Genomic DNA, 22,181 nt, shown 5'->3' on the forward strand with positions numbered 1-22,181 from the left:
ACCACCTGATCCCATCCCGAACTCAGTAGTGAAACGACGCATCGCCGATGGTAGTGTGGGGTTTCCCCATGTGAGAGTAGGTCATCGTCAAGCTTCTATCCCAAACCCCCAATCCGAGCAATCGGGTGGGGGGTTTGTCTTTGCGCGCGATAATCTCCGGCTCGCCGGCATCCGCTGCCGTGCAGCGGGGCGGCCTCGCTCCGGTGTCCGCAGTGATCGCTCGATCTCGTTTGGGCCAATTCTGCATCCAGGATGCAGGTAATGGCAGTCGGCTTGCGCTCTGCTGGTCGAAGCTTTGCCTGCGATAACATGGGGCGGGACGCGCGTAGGCGGGTCGGAAACCATCTACTTACCAACGGTGCACCGGATTACGGCTGCCCGCCGGTTCCTCAGTACATCCGCGCAGAGGCCAACCTGCAATCGCTCATCGGTACGTCGGAGTCGGGCACGTAGACTGGCGATCGAGCGGCGGATCAATCGCCGCGGTATTCGCAGCCGCTGGTACAGGTTTCGTGAATACGGATACGCGACAGTTCCGGTAGCTCGGGCTTGAGTTTGAGCCAGATCCAGCGTGCCAGGTTTTCGCTTGTGGGGTTTTCGAGGCCCGGCAAATCATTCAGATAGTTGTGGTCGAGCTGCTCGTAAAGCGGTTTGAAAATCGCCTTCAGTTCACCAAAATCGCGTATCCAACCAGTCTTCGGGTCGACATCACCTTCTATATGGAGGGCGACGCGAAACGAATGCCCGTGCAGACGCCCACATTTATGTCCCTCCGGCACATGCGGAAGGCGATGGGCCGATTCGAAAGTGAATTCCTTGAAAATTTCCACGCGAGCTCTCTGTTTTGCGCTGCTAAAAACCAATTTTACCGCACCTGGGACATGCGGGCGTGGCGATCACCTGTGACGAACCTACCGTGCATCTGGCTCACTTCGAGCACATGCCTGCTTACGCTGCGAATGTTTTGACAGCTGAGGATGCGCAACGCAGACTACCGCCCTTTTTTCAGGCGCTTGCCACTGCTGATGGGGGGAGAGATGAATTCTGTAATAGCCGCGGTGGGGGTCATGCTGATCCTCAGTCTGATACGCGTTCACGTGGTGGTCGCATTGATCGTCGGTGCGCTGGTGGGCGGGCTGCTTGGCGGACTGGGCATACACGGCAGCCTTGAAGCCTTTAACAAAGGGCTTGGCGGCGGCGCGACGGTTGCGCTGTCTTATGCTCTCTTGGGCGCTTTTGCCGTCGCCCTCGCTAAATCCGGGCTGGCCCATGCGCTAGCCGACCGGGTACTGAAGCTGGTCGGGGACAAGAGCCCAACGACTGCAGATCGAGGTGTGAAATGGGCGCTCATCGGTCTGCTCTTGGCCGTGGCGGTGTCCTCGCAGAACATCCTGCCCATTCACATTGCGTTCATTCCGCTGTTGGTTCCGCCTCTTCTGTATGTATTGGCCAAGCTTCGGCTCGATCGCCGTCTGATCGCCTGCGTGATTACCTTCGGGCTGATCACGCCATACATGTTTCTGCCTGTCGGGTTCGGTGCCATCTTTCTGAAGGAAATCCTGCTCGCGAACATCTCGTCGGCTGGGTTGGACGTTTCGGATATCAGCGTTACACACGCCATGTTCATTCCCGCTCTGGGCATGGTGTTTGGCCTGTTGGTGGCTATTCTGATCAGTTACCGCAAGCCGCGCGACTATGATCTCGACCGTATCGACCAAGGCGCACGTCACTCGACGTCGTTCAGCCCTTGGAGCCTGCTGATGGCCCTGGTCGCGGTAGCGGCCGCGTTCGTCATTCAGCTGTGGCTGGATTCGATGATCATCGGTGCCCTGGCCGGCTTTGTGATCTTCTCCGTCTCGGGCGTCGTGCGCTGGAAGGAGGCGGACGATCTGTTTACCGAAGGCATGAAGATGATGGCGATGATCGGCTTCATCATGATCGCTGCCGCAGGCTTTGCCGAGGTAATGAAAGCCACCGGCGATATCAAGAATCTGGTGGATGCGTCCGCAGCCTGGATCGGCAACAGCAAGGGGGTCGCCGCGCTGCTGATGTTGCTGGTCGGTCTGCTGGTCACCATGGGCATCGGTTCATCTTTTTCGACCGTACCTATCATCGCAGCGATCTTCGTTCCCCTCGGAATGCAGCTTGGTTTCAGCCCGTTAGCCATCGTCAGCATCATCGGTACCGCGGGCGCGCTGGGCGATGCGGGGTCTCCGGCATCAGACTCGACCCTCGGTCCGACTTCCGGGCTCAACGTCGACGGTCAGCACAGCCATATTTGGGATACGGTGGTGCCATCCTTCCTGCACTACAACCTGCCGCTTATCGCGTTCGGCTGGTTCGCTGCAATGACTCTGTAGTCGGTTATACCAAGCTTCACAGCGGGATGTCGTCAAAGCGGTGTCCCGTTTTTTTTCGTGGTGCTGGGGTTGCTGGGGTTGCTGGGGCAAGCAAGAGTGTGCTGCAGGACCAGCCGAGAGCGAACTCGCCCCAGGCGTGGGCGGTTGGTTCAAACAGCCGGCAGGGCCTCAAGCACTACGTAATCATCGGTTTTTAGCAGTATTCGAACGCCTTCGATGGCATGGAACAAGGCGACAGGCGGTTTGTTGAGGATTGCGGAGCCTGCCAGGGTCAACTGCGCCTGGGCCGGCTCGAAATGCAGCCTGCCGAGTTCGCGTATCGATCACCGTAGTCAGCAGCATCCTCATCCGCGTTGCATGCGCTCCCCCGTTCCGCATCTAGCTGAAAAGAGCGCCGGATGGCGCCCTTTATCGTGTAGCACAGCACTCACGAAGCCGTGCGTTGACTAATTGGAACAATCGCCATGATGGTTCCGCAATGTTCAATCCGACGCTTGAATACAAGGTTTTCCTCATCCTGCTGATCGTGGTGTCCGTGGCGTTCGGCTGGATTCTGCTGCCTTTCTACGGTGCGGTGTTCTGGGCGGTGATCCTGGCTATCATTTTCGCCCCCCTGCAGCGGTGGCTATACAAACGGCTGCACAATCGGCGGAACCTTTCAGCCCTGATCACGCTACTGGTATGTCTGGTCGTTGCGGTATTGCCGGTGATCTTCATCACTGGCCTGCTGGTCCAGGAGGGCGCATCGCTCTATAGAAGGATCCAAAGCGGGGATCTGGACATAGGGAGCTATGTCACCTATGCCAGGGAAATGCTTCCCGGCCCGCTGCAGAACCAGCTGGACCGGTTCGGACTCGGGGGTGACATGGACAGCCTGCGGGCCCGGCTGGCCAGCGGAGCGCTTGAGGGTAGCCAGTACCTGGCGACGAAGGCGTTCAGTTTTGGTCAGGGCACCTTCCAGTTCTTCGTCAGCTTTTTCGTGATGATCTATCTGTTGTTCTTCCTGATCAGGGACGGTAAAGAGCTCGTGGCCCGGATTCGCAAGGCGATTCCGCTGAGTGAAACGCAAAAACGCCGGCTATTCAGTAAGTTCACCCGTGTCGTGCGGGCGACCGTCAAGGGCAATATCGTGGTGGCGGTAATCCAGGGGGTTCTCGGCGGAGTCATTTTCGCTGTGCTGGGCATACCCAGCGCATCGCTCTGGGGCGTATTGATGGCTTTGCTATCATTGCTGCCCGCCGTAGGGGCGGGGCTGATCTGGACGCCGGTGGCCATCTACTTTCTGATGAGTGGGTCGGTCTGGCAGGGGATCATCCTGACGTTGTACGGCGTGCTGGTCATCGGACTGGTCGACAATATCCTGCGCCCGATCCTGGTGGGCAAAGACACCAAGATGCCCGACTACGTGGTGCTGATCTCCACCCTCGGCGGCCTTGCACTGTTCGGTTTGAATGGCTTCGTAATCGGACCTTTGATTGCCGCCTTGTTCATTTCGACCTGGGGCCTTTTCACAGGACCGCAAGAAGAGCTGCCTCGATAAAAGAAGCCCGGCATTTGCCGGGCTTCTTCCAGAGGGCGTCACATCAAGCGTCGCCCGTCGTCACGGGTGACGATGACCGTCGCCGAGCGCGGGCGGCGGCCCGGGCCGTCTGGCCAGATGCTGTTGAAGTTGGTAGGCGTCGAGCCTTCGCCCGGGTGCTGAATGTTGACGAACAGCGTGCGGAAGTCCGGCGTCGCGGTGATGCCGGTGACCTCGCAGCCGTAGGGTCCGACCAGGAAGCGCTTGACCTCGCCAGTCTTCGGATCGGAAACCAGCATCTGGTTGTTGCCGAACGGCCCTGCGGTTTGCTGGCTTCCGCTCATGTCGGTCTGAATCCAGAGACGCCCCTCGTCGTCGAACCACAAGCCGTCGGGGCTCGCGAGGATATTGCTCTCGTCCAGCGGCTTGCCGGTGGGGTCACGGCTGTCGTTCTTCGGGCCTGCAAGCAGGTAAAGATCCCAGGTGAAGCGCGTGCCAGCGAAGTCATTGCTCGCTTCACGCCAGCGGATGATGTGCCCGTAGGGGTTCGGTGCGCGCGGGTTCGGGGCGTCCGCCTCGCGACGCGAGCCGTTGTTGGTGAGGGTGAAATAGACGTCGCCATTGTCAGGATTGACCGCGCCCCATTCAGGGCGATCCATTTTGGTTGCTCCAACGACATCCGCAGCCAGGCGGGTGTTGATCAGTACATCTCCCTGGTCGGCGAAGGTGACGCCCGCTGCTGCGCAGGCGCTCTGGAAGTTCGCATCGTTGATATCCAGCGCCAGCCAGTCGCCGCTGCCGTCCGGATTGTAGCGGGCCACGTAGAGTGTGCCGTCATCGAGCAGGCGACCGTCGCTGCGCTGCGGACGATACTGGTCGCGGCTCACGTACTTGTAGATGTACTCGTTCTGCGAATCGTCGCCCGAGTAGCAGACGACCGGGCGTCCGGGCCTGACCGGTGCGAACACTAGGCCTTCATGGGCGAAGCGGCCCAGCGCAGTGTGCTTGACCGGCACGGCATCGGGATCGAAGGGGTCGATCTCGACGATCCAACCAAAGGTGTTCGGCTCGTTGCGGTAATCACCAGTGCCGTCCCGGCTGATACGAGTGCAGTTGAATCGCTGAAATTCGTCTCCCGGCACTGTTTCCCAGCCGTAGCGGCCGGCCTTGCCGATGCCATAGCGGGACAGCTCGCGTGGCAGGGTTTCGTCGGTGCTGGCGAAATAGCCGGCCCAGTTCTCTTCGCAGGTCAGATAAGTCGCCCAGGGTGTGAAACCGTTGGCGCAGTTGTTCAGCGTGCCGCGAGCAGAGGTGCCGCTCGGACTGTAGCGCGTTTTCATCAGCGCATGACCTCGGGCGGGACCAGCGATCTGCATCGGTGTTGCGCCTGTGATGCGGCGGTTGCGAGCGGTAGGCAACACATCCCAATCGCCGCGCGGTCCACGGCGTACTTCCACCACCGAGACGCCGTGGGCATTGATTTCCTTACGGACCTCATCGACGTTTACTCGGCGGCCGTTAACGACGGTCGGGCCATTTGGGTGCAGCAACGGCGCGTCGATGTATTCATGGTTCAGGCAGAGCATGCCGTGGTCGCTCTGACGGCCGATGCCGTTTTTCGAATCCATTGGGAAGAAATGCATACCATCGTGGTGCATGCCGGTCTGCTGGGCTTGATCCTGGGCACTATTGCTAGCATTCTCGAGGAAGGCCGGGTAACTGCCGCAAATGGGCGTACCCCATGGAATGAAGGCCTTGGCGGTGTAGCCGGCAGGTACCGTAATGGTGTCGGCGCGGGTGACCATTACCGGTTCGAAGGGCAGGCGTGTACGCAATTTGAACGGCGGCGTGTTTGCGGCTTTCGCCAATGCTTCAGCGGCCGAAGCGGCGCCAGGCATGGTGACGCCCAGAAATGCCAGCGCACCGAGTGTGGCGCCTCCTGTCAGGACCTTGCGCCGGCCCAGGGCAATGACTTCGTTGATGTGCGGGTTGGATGAGTGATTGCTGGGCAACTCATCGCCATTACCGAACAGGACATTCTCTTTTTCTATAGTCACGACGCGGCTCCATGAAGGGGGTAATCAACGGAACCTTGACGCTAGTGTGCTCATGCGACAAATGCATGACACTGCCGCTTCGCTCGACGAGCTGCATTCATGGGTAACCGCCTGAACGAAAAAGCCCCGGCATTGGCCAGGGCTTTTTCGTTTCGGGGCGCTTAGTGGAACTGGTTCATGGTGTTGTCTTTGCCGCTGGCCTTGAGCGCTGCCTCGCCGGCGAAGTATTCCTTGTGGTTGTCGCCAATGTCGGAGCCCGCCATGTTCTGGTGCTTCACACAGGCGATGCCCTGGCGCAGCTCCTGACGCTGTACGCCTTTGACATAGGCCAGCATGCCTTCGTCGGCGAAGTACCCCTTGGCCAGGTTGTCGGTGGACAGCGCGGCGGTGTGGTAGGTCGGCAGCGTGATCAGGTGATGGAAGATGCCGGCGTGGGCCGAGCCGTCGCGCTGGAAGGTGCGGATTTTCTCGTCGGCAACCTGTGCAAGTTCGGTCTCGTCATACTCCACGCTCATCAGCTTGGCGCGGTCGTAGGTGGACATGTCCTTGCCTTCGGCCACGAAGGCGTCGAACACTTGCTGACGGAAGTTCAGCGTCCAGTTGAAGGACGGGCTGTTGTTGTAGACCAGCTTGGCGTTGGGGACGACCTCACGGATGCGGTCGACCATGGCTTTGATCTGGCCGACGTGCGGCTTCTCGGTCTCGATCCACAGCAGGTCCGCGCCGTTCTGCAGCGAGGTGATGCAGTCCAGGACGCAACGGTCTTCACCTGTGCCCTTGCGGAACTGGAACAGGTTGCTCGGCAGACGCTTGGGGCGCAGCAACTTGCCTTCACGCTTGATGACGACATCACCGTTGCCGAGCTGGGCTTCGGAGATCTCTTCGCAATCGAGGAAGGAGTTGTACAGGTCGCCCAGATCACCCGGCTGGTTGGTCACAGCGATCTGCTTGGTCAGGCCGGCACCAAGGGAGTCGGTACGGGCGACAATCACGCCGTCGTCCACACCCAGCTCAAGGAAGGCGTAGCGCACGGCGTTGATCTTGGCGAGGAAGTCGGCGTGCGGCACGGTGACCTTGCCGTCCTGGTGGCCGCACTGCTTTTCGTCGGACACCTGGTTTTCGATCTGGATGCAGCAGGCGCCTGCTTCGATCATTTTCTTGGCCAGCAGGTAGGTGGCCTCTGGGTTGCCGAAGCCGGCGTCGATGTCGGCGATGATCGGCACTACGTGGGTTTCGAAGTTATCGATCTGCGACTGGATTTCGCTGGCCTTGGCCTGGTCATCGGCGGCGCGGGCGGCATCCAGTGCGGTGAACAACAGGTCCAGCTCACGGGCGTCGGCCTGGCGCAGGAAGGTGTAAAGCTCTTCGATCAGGCCGGAGACGGCAGTCTTCTCGTGCATCGACTGATCGGGCAGCGGGCCGAAGTCGGAGCGCAGGGCGGCGACCATCCAGCCGGAGAGGTAGAGGTAGCGCTTGTTGGTGGTTTTCAGGTGCTTCTTGATGGAAATCAGCTTTTGCTGGCCGATGAAACCGTGCCAGCAACCCAGCGACTGGGTGTAGAGCGAAGAATCGGCGTCGTATTCGGCCATGTCCTTGCGCATGATGGCGGCGGTGTACTTGGCGATGTCGAGGCCGGTCTTGAAGCGGTTCTGAGCCCGCATGCGAGCGACGGATTCCGGGTTGATAGCGCTCCAGCTATTGCCAGCTTGTTCTTTCAGAGCGGCAACGGTCTTGATGTCGTTTTGATAAGCGGACATGGGTCAATCCTTCAAAAGTTTGGGTTGTTAGAGCACCGACTTTTCCCACTGGAACCTGCGTGCTAGCGCTGATGGAGTGCACACAAGGCAGAGCGTCGAAATATCGACCGGGACGAGGATTGATCTTGAGGAGGGGTTCGCCGAAGACGACTACCCGGTGACTCAGCCGCTGACGATGGAAACCATCGGGACGCTTACCGGTTCGTGGATACCGTTGGGCGATTCAGCTTGCTGTCGTGACTGTCATCAGGCTGTACGCAAATCGCTTCCCCGTCCCTCAGGACGACTCGTTCCAGTCGCAACCTCGTCAGTCCGCCTTGTGGGCGATGCAGTCACGGAACGGCTCGGCTGGTTGGCTGGAGCGCGCTCCGGAGGCCTTTTCAGGTCTCTGGTTAGCGGGAGCGAGGCCATCATGCTCTGGGGAAAAGCGCTCGTCAAACGTTTTGTAGTGTTTTTTTAAAGGCACTACATTTTCGAAGAGCTGTGAAAAAGTGACTGTTCAGTCGAGAACATCCACCTTCAAACGCAACGACAGGTCCTGCTGGCCCTGGGTGGAATAGCGGCGCAAGTTGCCATTCTGAGTGCTGTTCTGGCTTTCCGAAACGCCACCGAGCGTCAGCCATTCGCCGACACGCCCGGTCACCCGGGTTTCGGTGGTCTGTACATCGATTACACCCGGTTGATGCTGGTTCAGCCGATCGCGGTTGTTGCTGATGGTGACCTGCACGCGATCACCCGACAGGGTCGCGGTGGCATAGAAACCGCGCATCACGTTGCGGTACTGGGTGTTCTGGTAGACCTGGCCGTAGCCATCCGTACCGGTTGAGGTGAGCGGTACGCTCTGACCGACCTGGATCAGCGCGGGGTAACCTTCAGTGGCCTGCACTTGCTGCACACCGGCGTCGCGCGTCTGGGTGCTATGGCGAATGATGCGCACCTGATCGCGGCCGCGAACCTCGCCACGGCCCGCTTCGATTTCCACGTTACCGGCACTGATCGAGCCGTCGACACCGTAACCGCGCTGGTTGAGGCTCCCGGCGTCTTGGGTATCGACACTGATCAACAGGCGCTTGGGTGCATTGTCGAGCTGGGCGAGCACCGTGCGCAGCTCGGCAATGATCGCATCGGGCGCGTTGACGATCAGCTGATTGCCATAGGCGCTGACCTTGCCCTGGTCGCCGACCACGGACTGGGCGATCGGCATGACGTCTTCCGCCATCCGAAAATCCAGCGTGATGACCTCGGTGGCTGCATGCAGGGGGAGGCTGGCAAGCAATATCAGGGCAGCAAGCAGATGGCGCTTCATAGCAAAAAGCTCCGCAGGTCAGGATCTGAGAGGCTGCTGTCCCAGGCGCGATCGAACTCGGCCTGCCGCAGACGGACCCTGCCGGGGTCACGATAAAGGGCGTAACCGGCGTAGCTGTCGGATTCCGGGCGTGTCAACAAGCCATTTGCATCGGCGATCAGGAAGGCCGCGTCGCTAGCCGGGTAGTCGGGGTTGATCTTGCGAATGTGCAGGTTGCTGGTTAGGCGCCGGGCCAGCGTGAGGAGGCGGTGTCCTTCCTTCACAGCGCGGCTGGAGTCGCCGACGAGAATGCGCAAGCGATTGCGCGGGTGCGCCAGGAGGAACTGACTACAGGCCTGCTGCATGCTGCTGTGGTGATAAAGCCAGGGCTCGAGATCGGGGGTATACAGGCAAAGACTGCGGCGTGCCTGTTGCAGCATCGCCAAGGCATGGGGGCGAATCTGCTCGGGCATGCTGAAACGCTGCAGTGCCTCGGTCGTACCCAGCACGAAAGGCGCGGGCTCCAAGCGTTCCGGTTCGGGTACGTCAGGTGCGGGATTGTTGATGGCGAAGCGTCCCGGTGAGTGGAACTCGATGGCGGGTAGCTCATCGAGCTGCTCCATGCCTTCCTGGACGTGCTCGCTCATGCTTGCCTCACTGGCTCTGGCGGATCATGTCGACATGGGGAATACCGGCGTCGAGGTATTCCTCGCTGACCACCGAGAATCCCAGTCGCTCGTAGAAGGGGGTCGCATGCACCTGGGCGGTGAGTTTCTGCTGGGACAGCCCGCGCCGCTCGGCTTCGGCGATTACCGCGTGAAGCAGGGCGTTGCCGACGTTCATTCCGCGCCAATCCTTGAGTACGGCGACGCGACCGATGTGGCCGTCGCGCAGCAGGCGCGCGGTGCCGACAGGGTAATCACCTTCTTGCGCCAGAAAATGAATCGCCTCGGCATCGTCGGCATCCCATTCCAGCTCCGGCGGCACCGACTGTTCGGCAATGAAGACCGTTTCACGAATTCGCCGCAGCTCGGTGTAGTCCTTCTGCCAGTCGGCGATGCGCACGTGGATGTCATTCATCAGCAAACTCCAGACTTCCCTGTATGACCAGTTGCCGGACTAGATTACGCCCATCCTCGTCGTCGAGCCATTGGCCGAGGTTGTCGGCATGTAACGCGTCGGCCGAGCAGATCAGCTTGAGCAGCTCACGCAGGTGCCCGGGCAATAGACGGCTCTGGCCGCTGGCGAAGAGCAGTACGCCGATGTCCACTTCACTCCAGGCCAGGCGCGCGGCAGGATTGCGCAGCAGGACGGCGCCATCACCGATGGCCGCCATGAACTCAGCCTCATCGATATCCGTTTCGGCAACACGCTCCGGATAACGCGGCTCGGTCATGAATTGGCCGAACCAGGTCAGCAGCAGGCGCTCGTCACTCATGTGCTCGGCCAACAGCTTCTTCAGCCGATCGAGCGCGTCGTGCTGGATCTGGAAGGGATCGTCCGTCGGCTCGAGGTCGGCATCGCTGTAGCGTTCCTCATCCGGCAGAAACTGAGCGAGGAAGTCGGTGAAGTGGGTCAGCACCTCTGCGGCACTCGGTGCACGGAAGCCCAGCGAGTAGGTCATGCAATCGTCTTCGGCGGTGCCGTAGTGTGCCAGTCGTGGCGGCAGGTAGAGCATGTCGCCCGGCTCGAGAACCCATTCATCGATCCCTTCGAAGTCCGCGAGGATACGAAGGTCGGCGTGATCGAGCAGGGGGCTTTCGCTGTCGCACATCTGGCCGATGCGCCAGCGGCGCTTGCCCTGTGCCTGGAGCAGGAACACGTCGTAGTTATCGAAATGCGGGCCGACACCGCCGCCTGGCGTGGCGAAGCTGATCATGATGTCGTCGATGCGCCAGTTGGGCAGGAAGCGGAAGTGTTCGACCAGCTCGGCCACCTCGGGGACAGCCTGATCGACGGCCTGCACCAGAAGGGTCCAATCCCGCTCGGGCAGCTCCTGGTAGGTTTGCTCGGTAAAGGGGCCGCGGCGCAGCTCCCAGGGGCGCTCGCCGTGCTCGAGCACCAGACGCGACTCGACGTCTTCTTCGAGGGAAAGCCCAGCCAGTTCGTCGGCACTGATCGGGCTTTCGAAACCTGGCAGCGCCTGACGGATGAGCAGGGGCTTTTTCTGCCAGTAGTCACGCAGGAAAACGCGTGCGCTGATACCGCCAAGAATTTCTAGTGCTTTATCAGAAGTCATAGGTAAGTCCTTGCTGCATATACGCAGCAATAAAAAACGCCCGGCTCAGCCGGGCGTGGTGAGTCGCAAAAAATCAGTTAGATGCGCTTGGCCTGGGCCGTCGCGTTGCCGATGTAGTTCGCCGGCGTCAGGGCGCGCAGCTCTTCCTTGGCTTGTGCCGGCATGTCGAGGCCATCGATGAACGTCTGCAATGCCTCCGGGCTGATGCCCTTGCCGCGGGTGAGTTCCTTTAGCTTCTCGTAGGGGTTTTCGATGCCATAACGACGCATGACGGTCTGGATAGGCTCGGCCAGCACCTCCCAGCAATTGTTCAGGTCTTCAGCAATGCGTTGAGAATTGAGCTCTAACTTACTGATTCCTTTAAGAGAAGCTTCATAGGCAATCACGCTGTGAGCGAACCCGACGCCGAGGTTGCGCAGTACGGTGGAATCCGTCAGGTCGCGCTGCCAGCGAGAGATCGGAAGCTTGCTCGCCAGGTGCTGGAACAGCGCATTGGCGATGCCGAGGTTGCCTTCGGAGTTCTCGAAGTCGATGGGATTGACCTTGTGCGGCATGGTCGAGGAGCCGATTTCGCCGGCAACCGTCTTCTGCTTGAAGTAGCCCAGCGAGATATAGCCCCACACGTCGCGGTCGAAGTCGATGAGGATGGTGTTGAAACGCGCAATCGCGTCGAACAGCTCGGCGATGTAGTCGTGCGGTTCGATCTGGGTGGTGTAGGGATTCCACTGCAGACCCAGGTCGTCCTCGATGAACGCCTTGGCGTTGGCTTCCCAATCCACGTCCGGATAGGCCGACAGATGCGCGTTGTAGTTGCCGACCGCACCGTTGATCTTGCCTAGCAGCGGAACGGCCTGAACCTGAGCGATCTGCCGCTCCAGACGATAGACCACGTTCGCCAGTTCCTTGCCCAGGGTCGTCGGAGACGCCGGCTGGCCATGGGTGCGCGACAGCATCGGCACTTCGGCATGCTGTACCGCCAACTGGCGGATCGCATCGGCGATCTGGCGCATCAGCGGCAGCAGGACCTGATCGCGGCCTTCACGCAGCATCAGCGCGTGGGAGAGGTTGTTGATGTCCTCGCTGGTGCAGGCGAAGTGGATGAATTCGTTGACCTTGGCCAGTTCCGGCAGCTGTTTGGCCTGTTCCTTGAGCAGGTATTCGACCGCTTTCACGTCGTGATTGGTGGTGCGCTCGAACTCTTTCACACGCTCGGCATGCTCGACCTTGAAGTTGTCGGCCAGCTGGTCGAGCAGGGCGTTGGCTTCGCTGGAAAAGGCTGCCACTTCCGGAATGCCCGGATGCGCCGCAAGGCGCTGCAGCCAGCGTACCTCGACGAGGACGCGGCAGCGAATCAGGCCGTACTCGCTGAAGATGGGGCGCAGTGCGCTTGTTTTGCCGGCGTAGCGGCCATCGACGGGGGAAACCGCTGTGAGCGAGGAAAGCTGCATGGGGGTTCTCGACGGACGGGTCATAAATGGGGCGCACATGATACACGAAAGGCAAGGGCGGCTGCCGGACTGTGCGTTCGGCAGCCGCGTGACGTTCGGCTAAGGCGCGCGTGTCAGTCGTGACCACGCAGCATCGGATACAGCGCGTCCAGCAGCTTGCGGCGGCCAAAAACGAGCTGCCAGCGATGGCCGCCGAGCTGCCGCCAGAGCCGCGCCGAGCGGATGCCGCACAGCAGCAGCGCGCGAATCTTGGCGGCATTGTCGCTCTGCTGTAGATAGCGCATATCGCCATGTACCTGGATTCGCTGGCGGAAGGTGCTTAGGGTGTCCTCATAGAGGCCTCCGCAGGCGGCCACGACATTTTCGTGGGTCAGGCCGAAGTGCTCGACTTGCTGCTGAATCTGATCCAGCCGGCTACCGATCACCTGCAGCATGTCGCCTCGCTTGTCGAGCTGGCGCTCCAGTGCCATCAGCGCAAGGGCATAGCGCAGGGGTTCTCTCTGTAGGGCGTTGGCGTCGCGCTCAAGCGCGCTGCAAAGGGCACGGTAACCATCGCGCAGGTTCAGGTCGTCGCCGCCGTAAACGTCCAGAGTCGATGGCGGGTCGCGTACCAACAGGCTGCCGAGCATGCAGGCCAGCGAAGCTTGGGGGATCTGGCCGGTGCGGGCGATGCGGTCCACCAGCACTGCAGCCTCGAAGACTGCGCCTAGCGCGACCAGTTGCTCTTGGGTCGGGGTCATGGGCGCGCGCCCTCGACGCTGCGTTCGGCCTGCTCGATGACGCCACCGCCCAGACAGATATCACCCTCGTAGAACACCACCGACTGACCGGGTGTTACGGCCCGCTGAGGTTCGTCGAACAGGACGCGGTATCCCGAGCCGTGTCGCTCCAGGGTGCAGGTCTGGTCGGACTGGCGATAGCGCACCTTGGCGGTGAGTCGGCGCGGCGCTGTGGTATCGATCGGGTTGACCCAATAGATCTCCGAGGCCTGCAGGGCGCTGGAGAACAGCCAGGGATGGTCGTTGCCCTGGCCAACGATCAGCACGTTGCGCCCAAGATCCTTGCCCAGCACGTACCAGGGATCGTCGCCGGCATCCTTGAGCCCGCCGATGCCCAGCCCTTGGCGCTGGCCAATGGTGTGGTACATCAGCCCATGATGACGGCCGATCACTGCGCCTTCGGTCGTTTCGATATCACCGGGCTGCGCCGGCAGGTATTGCTTGAGGAAGTCGCTGAAACGGCGTTCGCCGATGAAGCAGATACCGGTGGAATCCTTCTTCTTCGCGGTCGCCAGGCCATGTTGCTCCGCGATGGCGCGCACCTGCGGTTTTTCCAGTTCGCCTACCGGAAACAAGGTGCGACCGATCTGCTCGCCGCCCACGGCATGCAGGAAATAGCTCTGGTCCTTGTTCGGGTCCAGCCCCTTGAGCAATTCGCTGCGTCCGTCGACGTCACGCCGACGGACGTAATGACCGGTGGCGATAAGGTCCGCGCCCAGCGACAGGGCATAGTCGAGAAAGGCTTTGAACTTGATCTCGCGGTTGCAGAGGATGTCAGGATTCGGCGTACGGCCGGCCTTGTACTCCGCCAGGAAGTGCTCGAAGACGTTGTCCCAGTATTCAGCGGCGAAGTTGGCGGTGTGCAGCTTGATGCCGATCCGGTCGCAAACCGCCTGGGCGTCGGCCAGATCATCCATCGCCGTGCAGTATTCCGTGCCGTCGTCTTCTTCCCAGTTCTTCATGAACAGGCCTTCGACCTGATAGCCCTGTTCGAGCAACAGCAGTGCCGATACGGACGAGTCGACGCCGCCGGACATGCCGACGATGACGCGTTGCGATTGAGGTGCGGGGTGGGTCTGGGCAGGCATGGCGGTTCAGCAAAACGTTCGAAAGAGGCGAATTCTACCAGAAGCGACGGTCACTCACGGATGACTGCCAGCGGGTAGGGCGATCCAGCCAGGTAATCATCGATGCAGCGCATTACCAGATGGCTGCGCCAGCGCTCCGATTGAGCCGCCAGCTCGTCGCGGCTCAGCCAGCTCGCGGCGTGGATGCCGGTGTCCAGCGAGCGCTCCGGATGATGACGTATGGGGTCGGCGCTGAAGCAGATCCGCTGGTAGGTAACGCCGTTGCTGGGGGCGGTGTAGAGGTAGATGCCTACCACTCCGGTCAGCGCAACGTCCCAGCCTGTTTCCTCCAGGGTTTCGCGAATGGCGGCCTCGCGCAACGTTTCGTTGGCTTCCAGGTGGCCGGCGGGCTGGTTGAACACCAACTGGCCGGCGATCAGCTCCTCGACCAGCAGAAAACGGCCCTGATCTTCGACGATGGTAGCGACGGTAACGTGGGGTTGCCAGCGCATAGGCATGCTCCTGAAACGAAAGGATCGAGCATAGCAGGCTCGTCTGGCCTGCTGCCCTGCCCAAAAAAAGAAAGCCCCGGCCGGGGCCGGGGCTTTCGGTGACGCGAGTGACGGTTAGGCGAAGGCCGCTAGCGCCGTGTTGAACGTCTCGCTCGGCCGCATGACCTTGCTGGTCAGCTCGGGGTTCGTGCGGTAGTACCCCCCGATATCTGCCGGCTGGCCCTGGACTGCGTTGAGCTCGGCAACGATCTTGGCTTCGCTTTCGGTCAGGCGCTTGGCCAGCGGTGCGAAGTGAGCGGCCAGTGCTGCGTCTTCAGTCTGCGAGGCCAGTTCCTGCGACCAGTACAGCGCCAGATAGAAGTGGCTGCCGCGGTTGTCCAGCTCACCGATCTTGCGCGACGGCGACTTGTTGTTGTCCAGCAGCTTGCCGGTCGCAGCATCCAGGCATTTGCCGAGCAGCTTGGCTTTGGCGTTGCCGCTCTTGATGCCCATTTCTTCCAGCGAGACGGCCAGTGCCAGGAATTCGCCGAGCGAATCCCAGCGCAGGTAGTTCTCTTCGGTCAGCTGTTGCACGTGCTTGGGAGCCGAGCCGCCAGCGCCGGTCTCGTACATGCCGCCGCCAGCCATCAGCGGAACGATCGACAGCATCTTGGCCGAAGTGCCCAGCTCCATGATCGGGAACAGATCGGTGAGGTAGTCACGCAGCACGTTACCGGTCACCGAGATGGTGTCCTGGCCTCGAATCATGCGCTCCATGGAGAAGCGGATGGCTTCGTTGTAGCCCATGATGTGGATCTCCAGGCCGCTCAGGTCGTGATCCTTCAGGCAGGTTTCCACCTTTTTCTTCAGCTCGCGGTCGTGGGCGCGCTCCGGGTCGAGCCAGAACACCGCCGGGGTGTCGGACTGGCGGGCACGGGTCACGGCCAGCTTGACCCAATCACGAATCGGGGCGTCCTTAGTCTGGCAGGCGCGCCAGATATCGCCTTTTTCGACCTGGTGCTGCATCAGCACGGTGCCGTCCGCCAGGACAACGCGCATGGTGCCGTCGGCCTTCATTTCGAAGGTCTTGTCATGCGAGCCGTATTCCTCGGCCTTCTGCGCCATCAGGCCGACGTTCGGCACGCTGCCCATGGTGCGCGGATCGAAGGCGCCGTTGGTTTTGCAGAAGTTGATCATTTCCTGGTAGATGCGGGCGTAGGTGCTTTCCGGCATCACCGCCTTAGTGTCCTTCTGCTTGCCATCGCGGCCCCACATCTGGCCGGAGTTACGGATCATCGCCGGCATCGAGGCGTCGACGATCACGTCGCTCGGGATGTGCAGGTTGGTAATGCCCTTGACCGAGTCGACCATCGCCATTTCCGGGCGGTGGCTGTATACCTCGTGGATGTCGTGCAGGATTTCTTCCTGCTGGGATGCGGGCAGGGTCTTGATCTTGTCGTAGACGCTGGAAAGCCCGTTGTTCGGGTTGACGCCGATTTCATCGAAGAGCGTGCCCCATTTGTCGAACACGTCCTTGTAGTAGACGGTAACCGCATGGCCGAAGACGATCGGGTGCGAAATCTTCATCATGGTCGCCTTGACGTGCAGCGACCACATCACGCCGGTCTCTTTGCAATCCTGCAGGGTGTACTCGAAGAATTCCCGCAGCTTATTGCAGCTCATGAACATGCTGTCGAGTACTTCGCCTTCCTTCAGGGCGAGCTGTTTCTTCACTTCGACCTGGCCGTCCTTGCCAACGAACTCGATGCGTACGTCACCGGCTGCGGTCATGGTGATCGACTGTTCGCTGGAGAAGAAGTCGCCGCCGCGCATGTAGTCGGCATGGGACTGGGAGGCCTTGCTCCACTTGCCCATCGAGTGCGGGTGCTTGCGGGCGTAGGCCTTGACGGCTGCCGGGGCACGGCGGTCCGAGTTGCCCTCGCGCAGGACCGGATTCACGGCACTGCCGAGCACCTTGCTGTAGCGGGCGCGGGCGTCTTTCTCGGCGTCGGTCTGGGCATCTTCGACGTAATCCGGAATGTTGTAACCCTGGGCCTGCAGTTCGGTGATGGCGGCCTTGAGCTGCGGAACGGAGGCGCTGATGTTCGGCAGCTTGACGATGTTCGCGTCTGGGGAGACGGTCAGCTCGGCGAGCTTGGCCAGGTCGTCTTCGACACGCTTGTCGCCCAGTTGATCGGCGAAGCTCGCGAGGATGCGGCCAGCAAGAGAGATGTCGCGCGTCTCGACTTCGATATCGGCCGAAGCTGCGAAGGCTTGGACGATGGGCAAAAGCGAGTAGGTAGCGAGGGCGGGGGCTTCGTCGGTGAAGGTGTAGGTAATCTTCGAACGGGTGGACATTAGCGTTGACTCTCTCTTTGCTGAGCGTGCACGGAATCGCGATTGGCGCGGGTAGGCGCTCCGGGCCCCGGGGAGGGCGCAGTTATCGAAATTCGCCGCGGTGATGTGGATGCACCAGGTGGGATATCGAAACGCAATAGCAGGACGTCCCAAAGGGCGAGGTGTTCGTCGAACTGGCTCGCCCCGATGACTCGGCAGTCATCGGTCAAAGTATATCACTGCGCCGGTGCGCAGCAGAATGTATGGCTCATAAGACGAATGCCCGGTGGTTCGGCCCGGGTTAACTGCGCTACCCTCGAAGAGGGTACACATCGTTTAAATCAACTAAACGGAGTCCAGTATGGGATACGAAAAGATCCAGGTTCCAGCAGGCGGCGACAAGATCACCGTCAATGCCGATCATTCCCTGAACGTGCCGAATAACCCAATCATCCCTTACATCGAAGGTGATGGTATCGGTGTGGACATCAGTCCGGTAATGATCAAGGTCGTCGATGCCGCTGTGCAGAAAGCCTACGGCGGCGAGCGCAAAATCGCGTGGATGGAAATCTATGCCGGCGAGAAGGCTACTCAGGTGTATGACCAGGATACCTGGCTGCCCAAGGAAACCCTGGAGGTCGTCCGCGACTACGTCGTATCCATCAAGGGTCCGCTGACCACGCCAGTCGGTGGCGGCATCCGCTCGTTGAACGTTGCGCTGCGCCAGGAGCTGGATCTGTACGTCTGTCAGCGTCCTGTGCGCTGGTTCACCGGTGTGCCAAGCCCGGTCAAGAAGCCTGGCGATGTCGATATGGTCATCTTTCGCGAGAACTCCGAAGACATCTACGCCGGTGTGGAGTGGAAGGCCGGATCCGCGGAGGCGGACAAGGTCATCAAGTTCCTTACCGAAGAAATGGGCGTGAAGAAGATTCGCTTCACCGAAGGTTGCGGCATTGGTATCAAGCCGGTATCCGAGCAGGGCACCAAGCGCCTGGTTCGCAAGGCCCTGCAATATGCCGTGGATAATGATCGTAGCTCCATGACCATCGTCCACAAAGGCAACATCATGAAGTTCACCGAAGGTGCCTTCAAGGAGTGGGGCTATGAGGTCGCGCGTGACGAGTTCGGCGCCGAGTTGCTCGATGGCGGTCCGTGGATGCAGTTCAAAAATCCCAGGACCGGCAAGAACATCGTGGTCAAGGATGTGATCGCGGACGCCATGCTCCAGCAGATCCTGCTGCGGCCGGCCGAATACGATGTAATCGCCACGCTTAACCTGAACGGCGACTACCTCTCCGACGCCCTGGCGGCGGAAGTGGGCGGTATCGGTATCGCGCCGGGTGCCAACCTGTCCGATACCGTTGCCATGTTCGAAGCCACGCACGGCACCGCGCCGAAGTATGCCGGGCAGGACAAGGTAAATCCCGGTTCGCTGATCCTCTCCGCCGAGATGATGTTGCGTCACATGGGCTGGTATGAGGCGGCCGACCTCATCATCAAAGGCACCGAAGGTGCGATCGCTGCGAAGACCGTCACCTACGACTTCGAGCGCCTGATGGAAGGCGCGCAGCTGATGTCCTGCTCGCAGTTCGGCGACGCCATGATCAGCCACATGTAATTACGGCCAATCGGAAGAAGGCCGGTCATTGCTGACCGGCCTCTTCTTTTGAATACCGCTCAGGCGCCTACAGCGGAGGCGTTCTCTGCGGCCGGCTCCAGGACTTCCGCCGAAGTCGTCAGCGCTCGGATATTGGTGGCGTGCAGGCCCTTGGGGCCCTGCAGGATGTCGAACATGACTGCCTGCCCAGCTTTGAGCGTCCGGTATCCATCCATCTGGATGGCCGAATAGTGGGCGAACAGGTCCTCATCGCCGCCGTCTGCTACGATGAACCCGTAGCCTTTGGCGTTGTTGAACCACTTGACCTTACCGCTTAGCATGCTGTTATCCCTCTGCAAAGGACTCCATCACTGGAGTAACATCCACTCGATGACGCGCTGATGAACCTTGTGAGCGAAAGCGCGTGACCCTAGTGCCGTTAGGCACTTAATTGTTTGTATCACCGTTTTGCAGATAGTCAAGCCAGCTCATCGGGTGGCTGCGAAGCTCGTCAAATTCCACCGGCCCCAGAGCCCCGAACGAAGAACCGTTATCCGCATGCGTGCAAATCCGCAGATTCGACTAACATTCAATCAGGACCGTCCGTCGCAGGACGATGACGACGCCTCCGGACTGGCTCTTGAGGAGGCGAAGCCGGAACTCAAGGCACCTCCGATGTTTAAAGTTGTCATGTTTAATGATGACTACACGCCGATGGATTTCGTCGTAGAGGTGCTGGAAGGTATCTTCAATCACAACCGGGAATTGGCGACCAAAATCATGCTGACCGTCCATACAGAGGGGCGGGCAGTGTGCGGTGTCTATACGCGAGACGTTGCTGAAACTAAGGCAATGCAGGCCAACCAATATGCAAGGGAATGTCAGCATCCACTGCTCTGTGAGATCGAGAAGGACGGTTAAACCCCGACTGCTTGGGTAAGAGGTAAAAGTTATGTTGAACCGTGAGCTCGAAGTCACTCTGAACCTGGCTTTCAAAGAGGCACGTACCAAGCGCCATGAATTCATGACGGTTGAGCACCTCTTGTTGGCGCTACTCGATAACGAGGCCGCCGCAACCGTACTGCGTGCATGCGGTGCCAGTCTCGACAAATTGCGACATGACCTGCAGGAGTTCATCGATTCCACCACGCCACTGATCCCGCAGCATGACGAAGAGCGCGAAACCCAGCCAACGTTAGGCTTTCAGCGGGTGCTCCAGAGAGCCGTTTTCCATGTTCAAAGCTCCGGCAAGCGCGAGGTCACCGGTGCCAACGTGCTGGTTGCGATCTTCAGTGAGCAGGAAAGTCAGGCCGTATTTCTGCTCAAGCAGCAGAATGTGGCCCGCATCGATGTCGTCAACTACATCGCTCACGGGATTTCGAAAGTACCGGGCAATTCTTCCGCTCCGGAAAATGAATCCGAAATGCAGGATGAGGAAGGTGGCGAGTCCGCATCTTCCGGTCATCCGCTCGACGCCTATGCCAGCAACCTCAACGAGTTGGCCAGGCAGGGGCGGATCGATCCTCTGGTCGGGCGCGAGCACGAGGTCGAGCGGGTAGCCCAGATACTCGCGCGACGCCGTAAGAACAACCCTTTGCTGGTGGGCGAGGCGGGCGTCGGCAAGACCGCGATCGCCGAGGGTCTTGCCAAGCGAATCGTCGACAACCAGGTACCCGAGTTGCTGACCGACAGCGTGGTCTATTCGCTCGACCTGGGTGCACTGCTGGCCGGCACCAAATACCGGGGTGACTTCGAGAAGCGTTTCAAGGCGCTGCTCGGTGAGCTTCGCAAGCGTCCGCAGGCGATCCTGTTCATTGATGAGATCCACACGATCATCGGAGCCGGTGCAGCTTCCGGGGGAGTGATGGATGCGTCCAATCTGCTCAAGCCGCTGCTGTCGTCGGGCGAGATCCGCTGTATCGGTTCGACGACATTCCAAGAGTTCCGCGGCATCTTCGAGAAGGATCGCGCGCTTGCTCGCCGCTTCCAGAAAGTGGATGTGGTCGAGCCTTCCGTCGAGGATACCGTTGGCATCCTGAAAGGCCTCAAGTCTCGCTTCGAACAGCATCACCACATCGAATACAGTGATGAGGCGTTGCGTGCGGCCGCCGAGCTGGCGTCGCGCTACATCAACGATCGGCACATGCCGGACAAAGCGATTGACGTGATCGACGAGGCGGGCGCCTATCAGCGGCTGCAGCCGGAAGACAAACGCGCCAAGCGTATCGATGTGCCTGAGGTCGAGGACATTGTGGCGAAGATCGCGCGGATTCCGCCCAAGCATGTCAGCAGCTCGGACAAGGAGCTGCTGCGCAATCTTGAGCGTGATCTCAAGCTCACCGTGTTCGGCCAGGATGACGCGATCGACTCGCTGGCAACGGCGATCAAGCTGTCGCGTGCGGGGCTGAAGGCGCCGGACAAGCCTGTCGGTTCGTTCCTGTTCGCAGGCCCGACAGGCGTCGGCAAGACCGAGGCGGCACGACAGCTGGCCAAGGCGATGGGGATCGAGTTGGTGCGTTTCGACATGTCGGAATACATGGAGCGCCACACGGTTTCGCGACTGATCGGTGCTCCACCGGGTTATGTCGGTTTCGATCAGGGCGGCCTGCTAACCGAGGCGATCACCAAGATGCCGCATTGTGTGCTGCTGCTCGATGAAATCGAAAAGGCGCACCCCGAGGTGTTCAATCTACTGCTGCAAGTGATGGATCACGGCACGCTGACTGACAACAACGGGCGCAAGGCCGATTTCCGTAACGTCATTCTGATCATGACCACCAATGCTGGTGCGGAAACCGCGGCGCGCGCCTCGATTGGGTTCACTCATCAGGATCACGCATCTGACGCGATGGAAGTGATCAAGAAGAGCTTCACGCCGGAGTTCCGCAACCGCCTGGACACCATTATCCAGTTCGGCCGCCTGAGTCATGAGGTCATCAAGAGCATCGTCGACAAGTTTCTCATCGAGCTGCAGGCCCAGCTCGAAGACAAGCATGTCACGCTCGAGGTTACCGATGCGGCGCGTGGCTGGCTGGCTGAGCGAGGCTATGACGTGCAGATGGGTGCTCGCCCGATGGCTCGACTCATCCAGGACAAGATCAAGCGGCCGCTGGCTGAGGAAATCCTGTTCGGTGAATTGGCTGAGCACGGAGGCATCGTGCGCGTGGACGTCAGGGATGGTGAGGTGTTCTTCGAGTTCGAGACCACTGCAGAAATGGCCTGAAGCGTTGAGCCAGGTGTCTAGT

At 60.3% G+C, this 22,181-nt stretch carries 18 protein-coding genes and 1 rRNA gene; 6 read left to right on the forward strand and 13 right to left on the reverse strand.

Translation table 11 applies throughout. The features are described from left to right. Positions 1-93, forward strand: a 5S ribosomal RNA gene (rrf, locus tag G7026_RS10765); the annotation flags it as partial. A 380-nt stretch (positions 94-473) separates the two neighbouring features. On the opposite strand, the gene queD is transcribed toward rrf, so the two are convergent. Continuing rightward, positions 474-830 carry a 6-carboxytetrahydropterin synthase QueD gene (gene queD, locus G7026_RS10770; RefSeq protein WP_181070790.1) on the reverse strand — a complete coding sequence of 119 codons (357 nt, stop codon included), beginning with the start codon at positions 828-830 and terminating at the stop codon, positions 474-476. Between the two features lie 207 nt (positions 831-1,037). Between queD and G7026_RS10775 the strand changes: the two genes are divergently transcribed. After that, positions 1,038-2,360, forward strand: coding sequence for a Na+/H+ antiporter family protein (locus tag G7026_RS10775; protein WP_181071198.1), 1,323 nt, complete (start codon positions 1,038-1,040; stop codon positions 2,358-2,360). 478 nt (positions 2,361-2,838) lie between these two features. Further along, positions 2,839-3,900 (forward strand): AI-2E family transporter, encoded by a 1,062-nt coding sequence (locus G7026_RS10780; protein ID WP_181070791.1) that lies wholly within the window; start codon positions 2,839-2,841, stop codon positions 3,898-3,900. A gap of 38 nt (positions 3,901-3,938) precedes the next feature. Here G7026_RS10780 and G7026_RS10785 read toward each other — a convergent pair whose 3' ends face one another. The 11 genes from G7026_RS10785 to G7026_RS10835 all read right to left on the reverse strand — a co-directional run bounded on the left by G7026_RS10785 (position 3,939) and on the right by G7026_RS10835 (position 17,360). Next, a complete protein-coding gene (locus tag G7026_RS10785; protein WP_181070792.1) occupies positions 3,939-5,936 on the reverse strand; it encodes a PhoX family protein in 1,998 nt (665 codons plus the stop codon). A 161-nt stretch (positions 5,937-6,097) separates the two neighbouring features. Next, a complete protein-coding gene (locus tag G7026_RS10790; protein ID WP_181070793.1) occupies positions 6,098-7,693 on the reverse strand; it encodes an isocitrate lyase in 1,596 nt (531 codons plus the stop codon). 499 nt (positions 7,694-8,192) lie between these two features. Then, on the reverse strand, positions 8,193-8,999 hold the full coding sequence (locus G7026_RS10795; protein WP_181070794.1) for a secretin N-terminal domain-containing protein: 807 nt from the start codon (positions 8,997-8,999) through the stop codon (positions 8,193-8,195). Next, a complete protein-coding gene (locus G7026_RS10800; protein WP_181070795.1) occupies positions 8,996-9,625 on the reverse strand; it encodes a DUF7931 domain-containing protein in 630 nt (209 codons plus the stop codon). Before G7026_RS10800 ends, G7026_RS10795 begins: the two co-directional genes overlap by 4 nt. 7 nt (positions 9,626-9,632) lie before the next feature. Further along, positions 9,633-10,058, reverse strand: a complete 426-nt coding sequence (locus G7026_RS10805) for a GNAT family N-acetyltransferase (RefSeq protein WP_181070796.1) — start codon at positions 10,056-10,058, stop codon at positions 9,633-9,635. Continuing rightward, positions 10,051-11,217, reverse strand: a complete 1,167-nt coding sequence (locus G7026_RS10810) for a ribosomal protein uL16 3-hydroxylase (protein WP_181070797.1) — start codon at positions 11,215-11,217, stop codon at positions 10,051-10,053. Before G7026_RS10810 ends, G7026_RS10805 begins: the two co-directional genes overlap by 8 nt. Before the next feature lie 77 nt (positions 11,218-11,294). Continuing rightward, complete coding sequence (purB, locus tag G7026_RS10815) at positions 11,295-12,665, reverse strand: adenylosuccinate lyase (RefSeq protein ID WP_181070798.1); 1,371 nt, start codon at positions 12,663-12,665, stop codon at positions 11,295-11,297. A 113-nt stretch (positions 12,666-12,778) separates the two neighbouring features. Next, complete coding sequence (hflD, locus tag G7026_RS10820) at positions 12,779-13,405, reverse strand: high frequency lysogenization protein HflD (protein WP_181070799.1); 627 nt, start codon at positions 13,403-13,405, stop codon at positions 12,779-12,781. Beyond that, complete coding sequence (gene mnmA / locus G7026_RS10825; protein ID WP_181070800.1) at positions 13,402-14,532, reverse strand: tRNA 2-thiouridine(34) synthase MnmA; 1,131 nt, start codon at positions 14,530-14,532, stop codon at positions 13,402-13,404. The genes hflD and mnmA overlap by 4 nt, the downstream gene beginning before the upstream one ends. A gap of 50 nt (positions 14,533-14,582) precedes the next feature. Then, the gene (locus tag G7026_RS10830) at positions 14,583-15,023 is read right to left on the reverse strand and encodes an NUDIX hydrolase (RefSeq protein ID WP_181070801.1); all 441 of its coding nucleotides are present in this window, start codon (positions 15,021-15,023) and stop codon (positions 14,583-14,585) included. A gap of 114 nt (positions 15,024-15,137) precedes the next feature. Continuing rightward, complete coding sequence (locus tag G7026_RS10835) at positions 15,138-17,360, reverse strand: NADP-dependent isocitrate dehydrogenase (RefSeq protein ID WP_181070802.1); 2,223 nt, start codon at positions 17,358-17,360, stop codon at positions 15,138-15,140. 340 nt (positions 17,361-17,700) lie between these two features. Between G7026_RS10835 and icd the strand changes: the two genes are divergently transcribed. After that, positions 17,701-18,957, forward strand: coding sequence for an NADP-dependent isocitrate dehydrogenase (gene icd, locus G7026_RS10840; protein ID WP_181070803.1), 1,257 nt, complete (start codon positions 17,701-17,703; stop codon positions 18,955-18,957). A 59-nt stretch (positions 18,958-19,016) separates the two neighbouring features. Here icd and cspD read toward each other — a convergent pair whose 3' ends face one another. Continuing rightward, positions 19,017-19,277 carry a cold shock domain-containing protein CspD gene (gene cspD, locus G7026_RS10845; protein WP_138408394.1) on the reverse strand — a complete coding sequence of 87 codons (261 nt, stop codon included), beginning with the start codon at positions 19,275-19,277 and terminating at the stop codon, positions 19,017-19,019. A gap of 217 nt (positions 19,278-19,494) precedes the next feature. Between cspD and clpS the strand changes: the two genes are divergently transcribed. Both clpS and clpA read left to right on the forward strand, forming a co-directional pair. Beyond that, positions 19,495-19,857, forward strand: coding sequence for an ATP-dependent Clp protease adapter ClpS (clpS, locus tag G7026_RS10850; RefSeq protein WP_181070804.1), 363 nt, complete (start codon positions 19,495-19,497; stop codon positions 19,855-19,857). Between the two features lie 31 nt (positions 19,858-19,888). Continuing rightward, positions 19,889-22,159 carry an ATP-dependent Clp protease ATP-binding subunit ClpA gene (gene clpA / locus G7026_RS10855; RefSeq protein ID WP_181070805.1) on the forward strand — a complete coding sequence of 757 codons (2,271 nt, stop codon included), beginning with the start codon at positions 19,889-19,891 and terminating at the stop codon, positions 22,157-22,159. The last annotated feature ends 22 nt before the right edge of the window (positions 22,160-22,181 follow it).

It is taken from the genome of Stutzerimonas azotifigens (assembly GCF_013522725.1).
GTDB lineage: Bacteria > Pseudomonadota > Gammaproteobacteria > Pseudomonadales > Pseudomonadaceae > Stutzerimonas > Stutzerimonas azotifigens_A.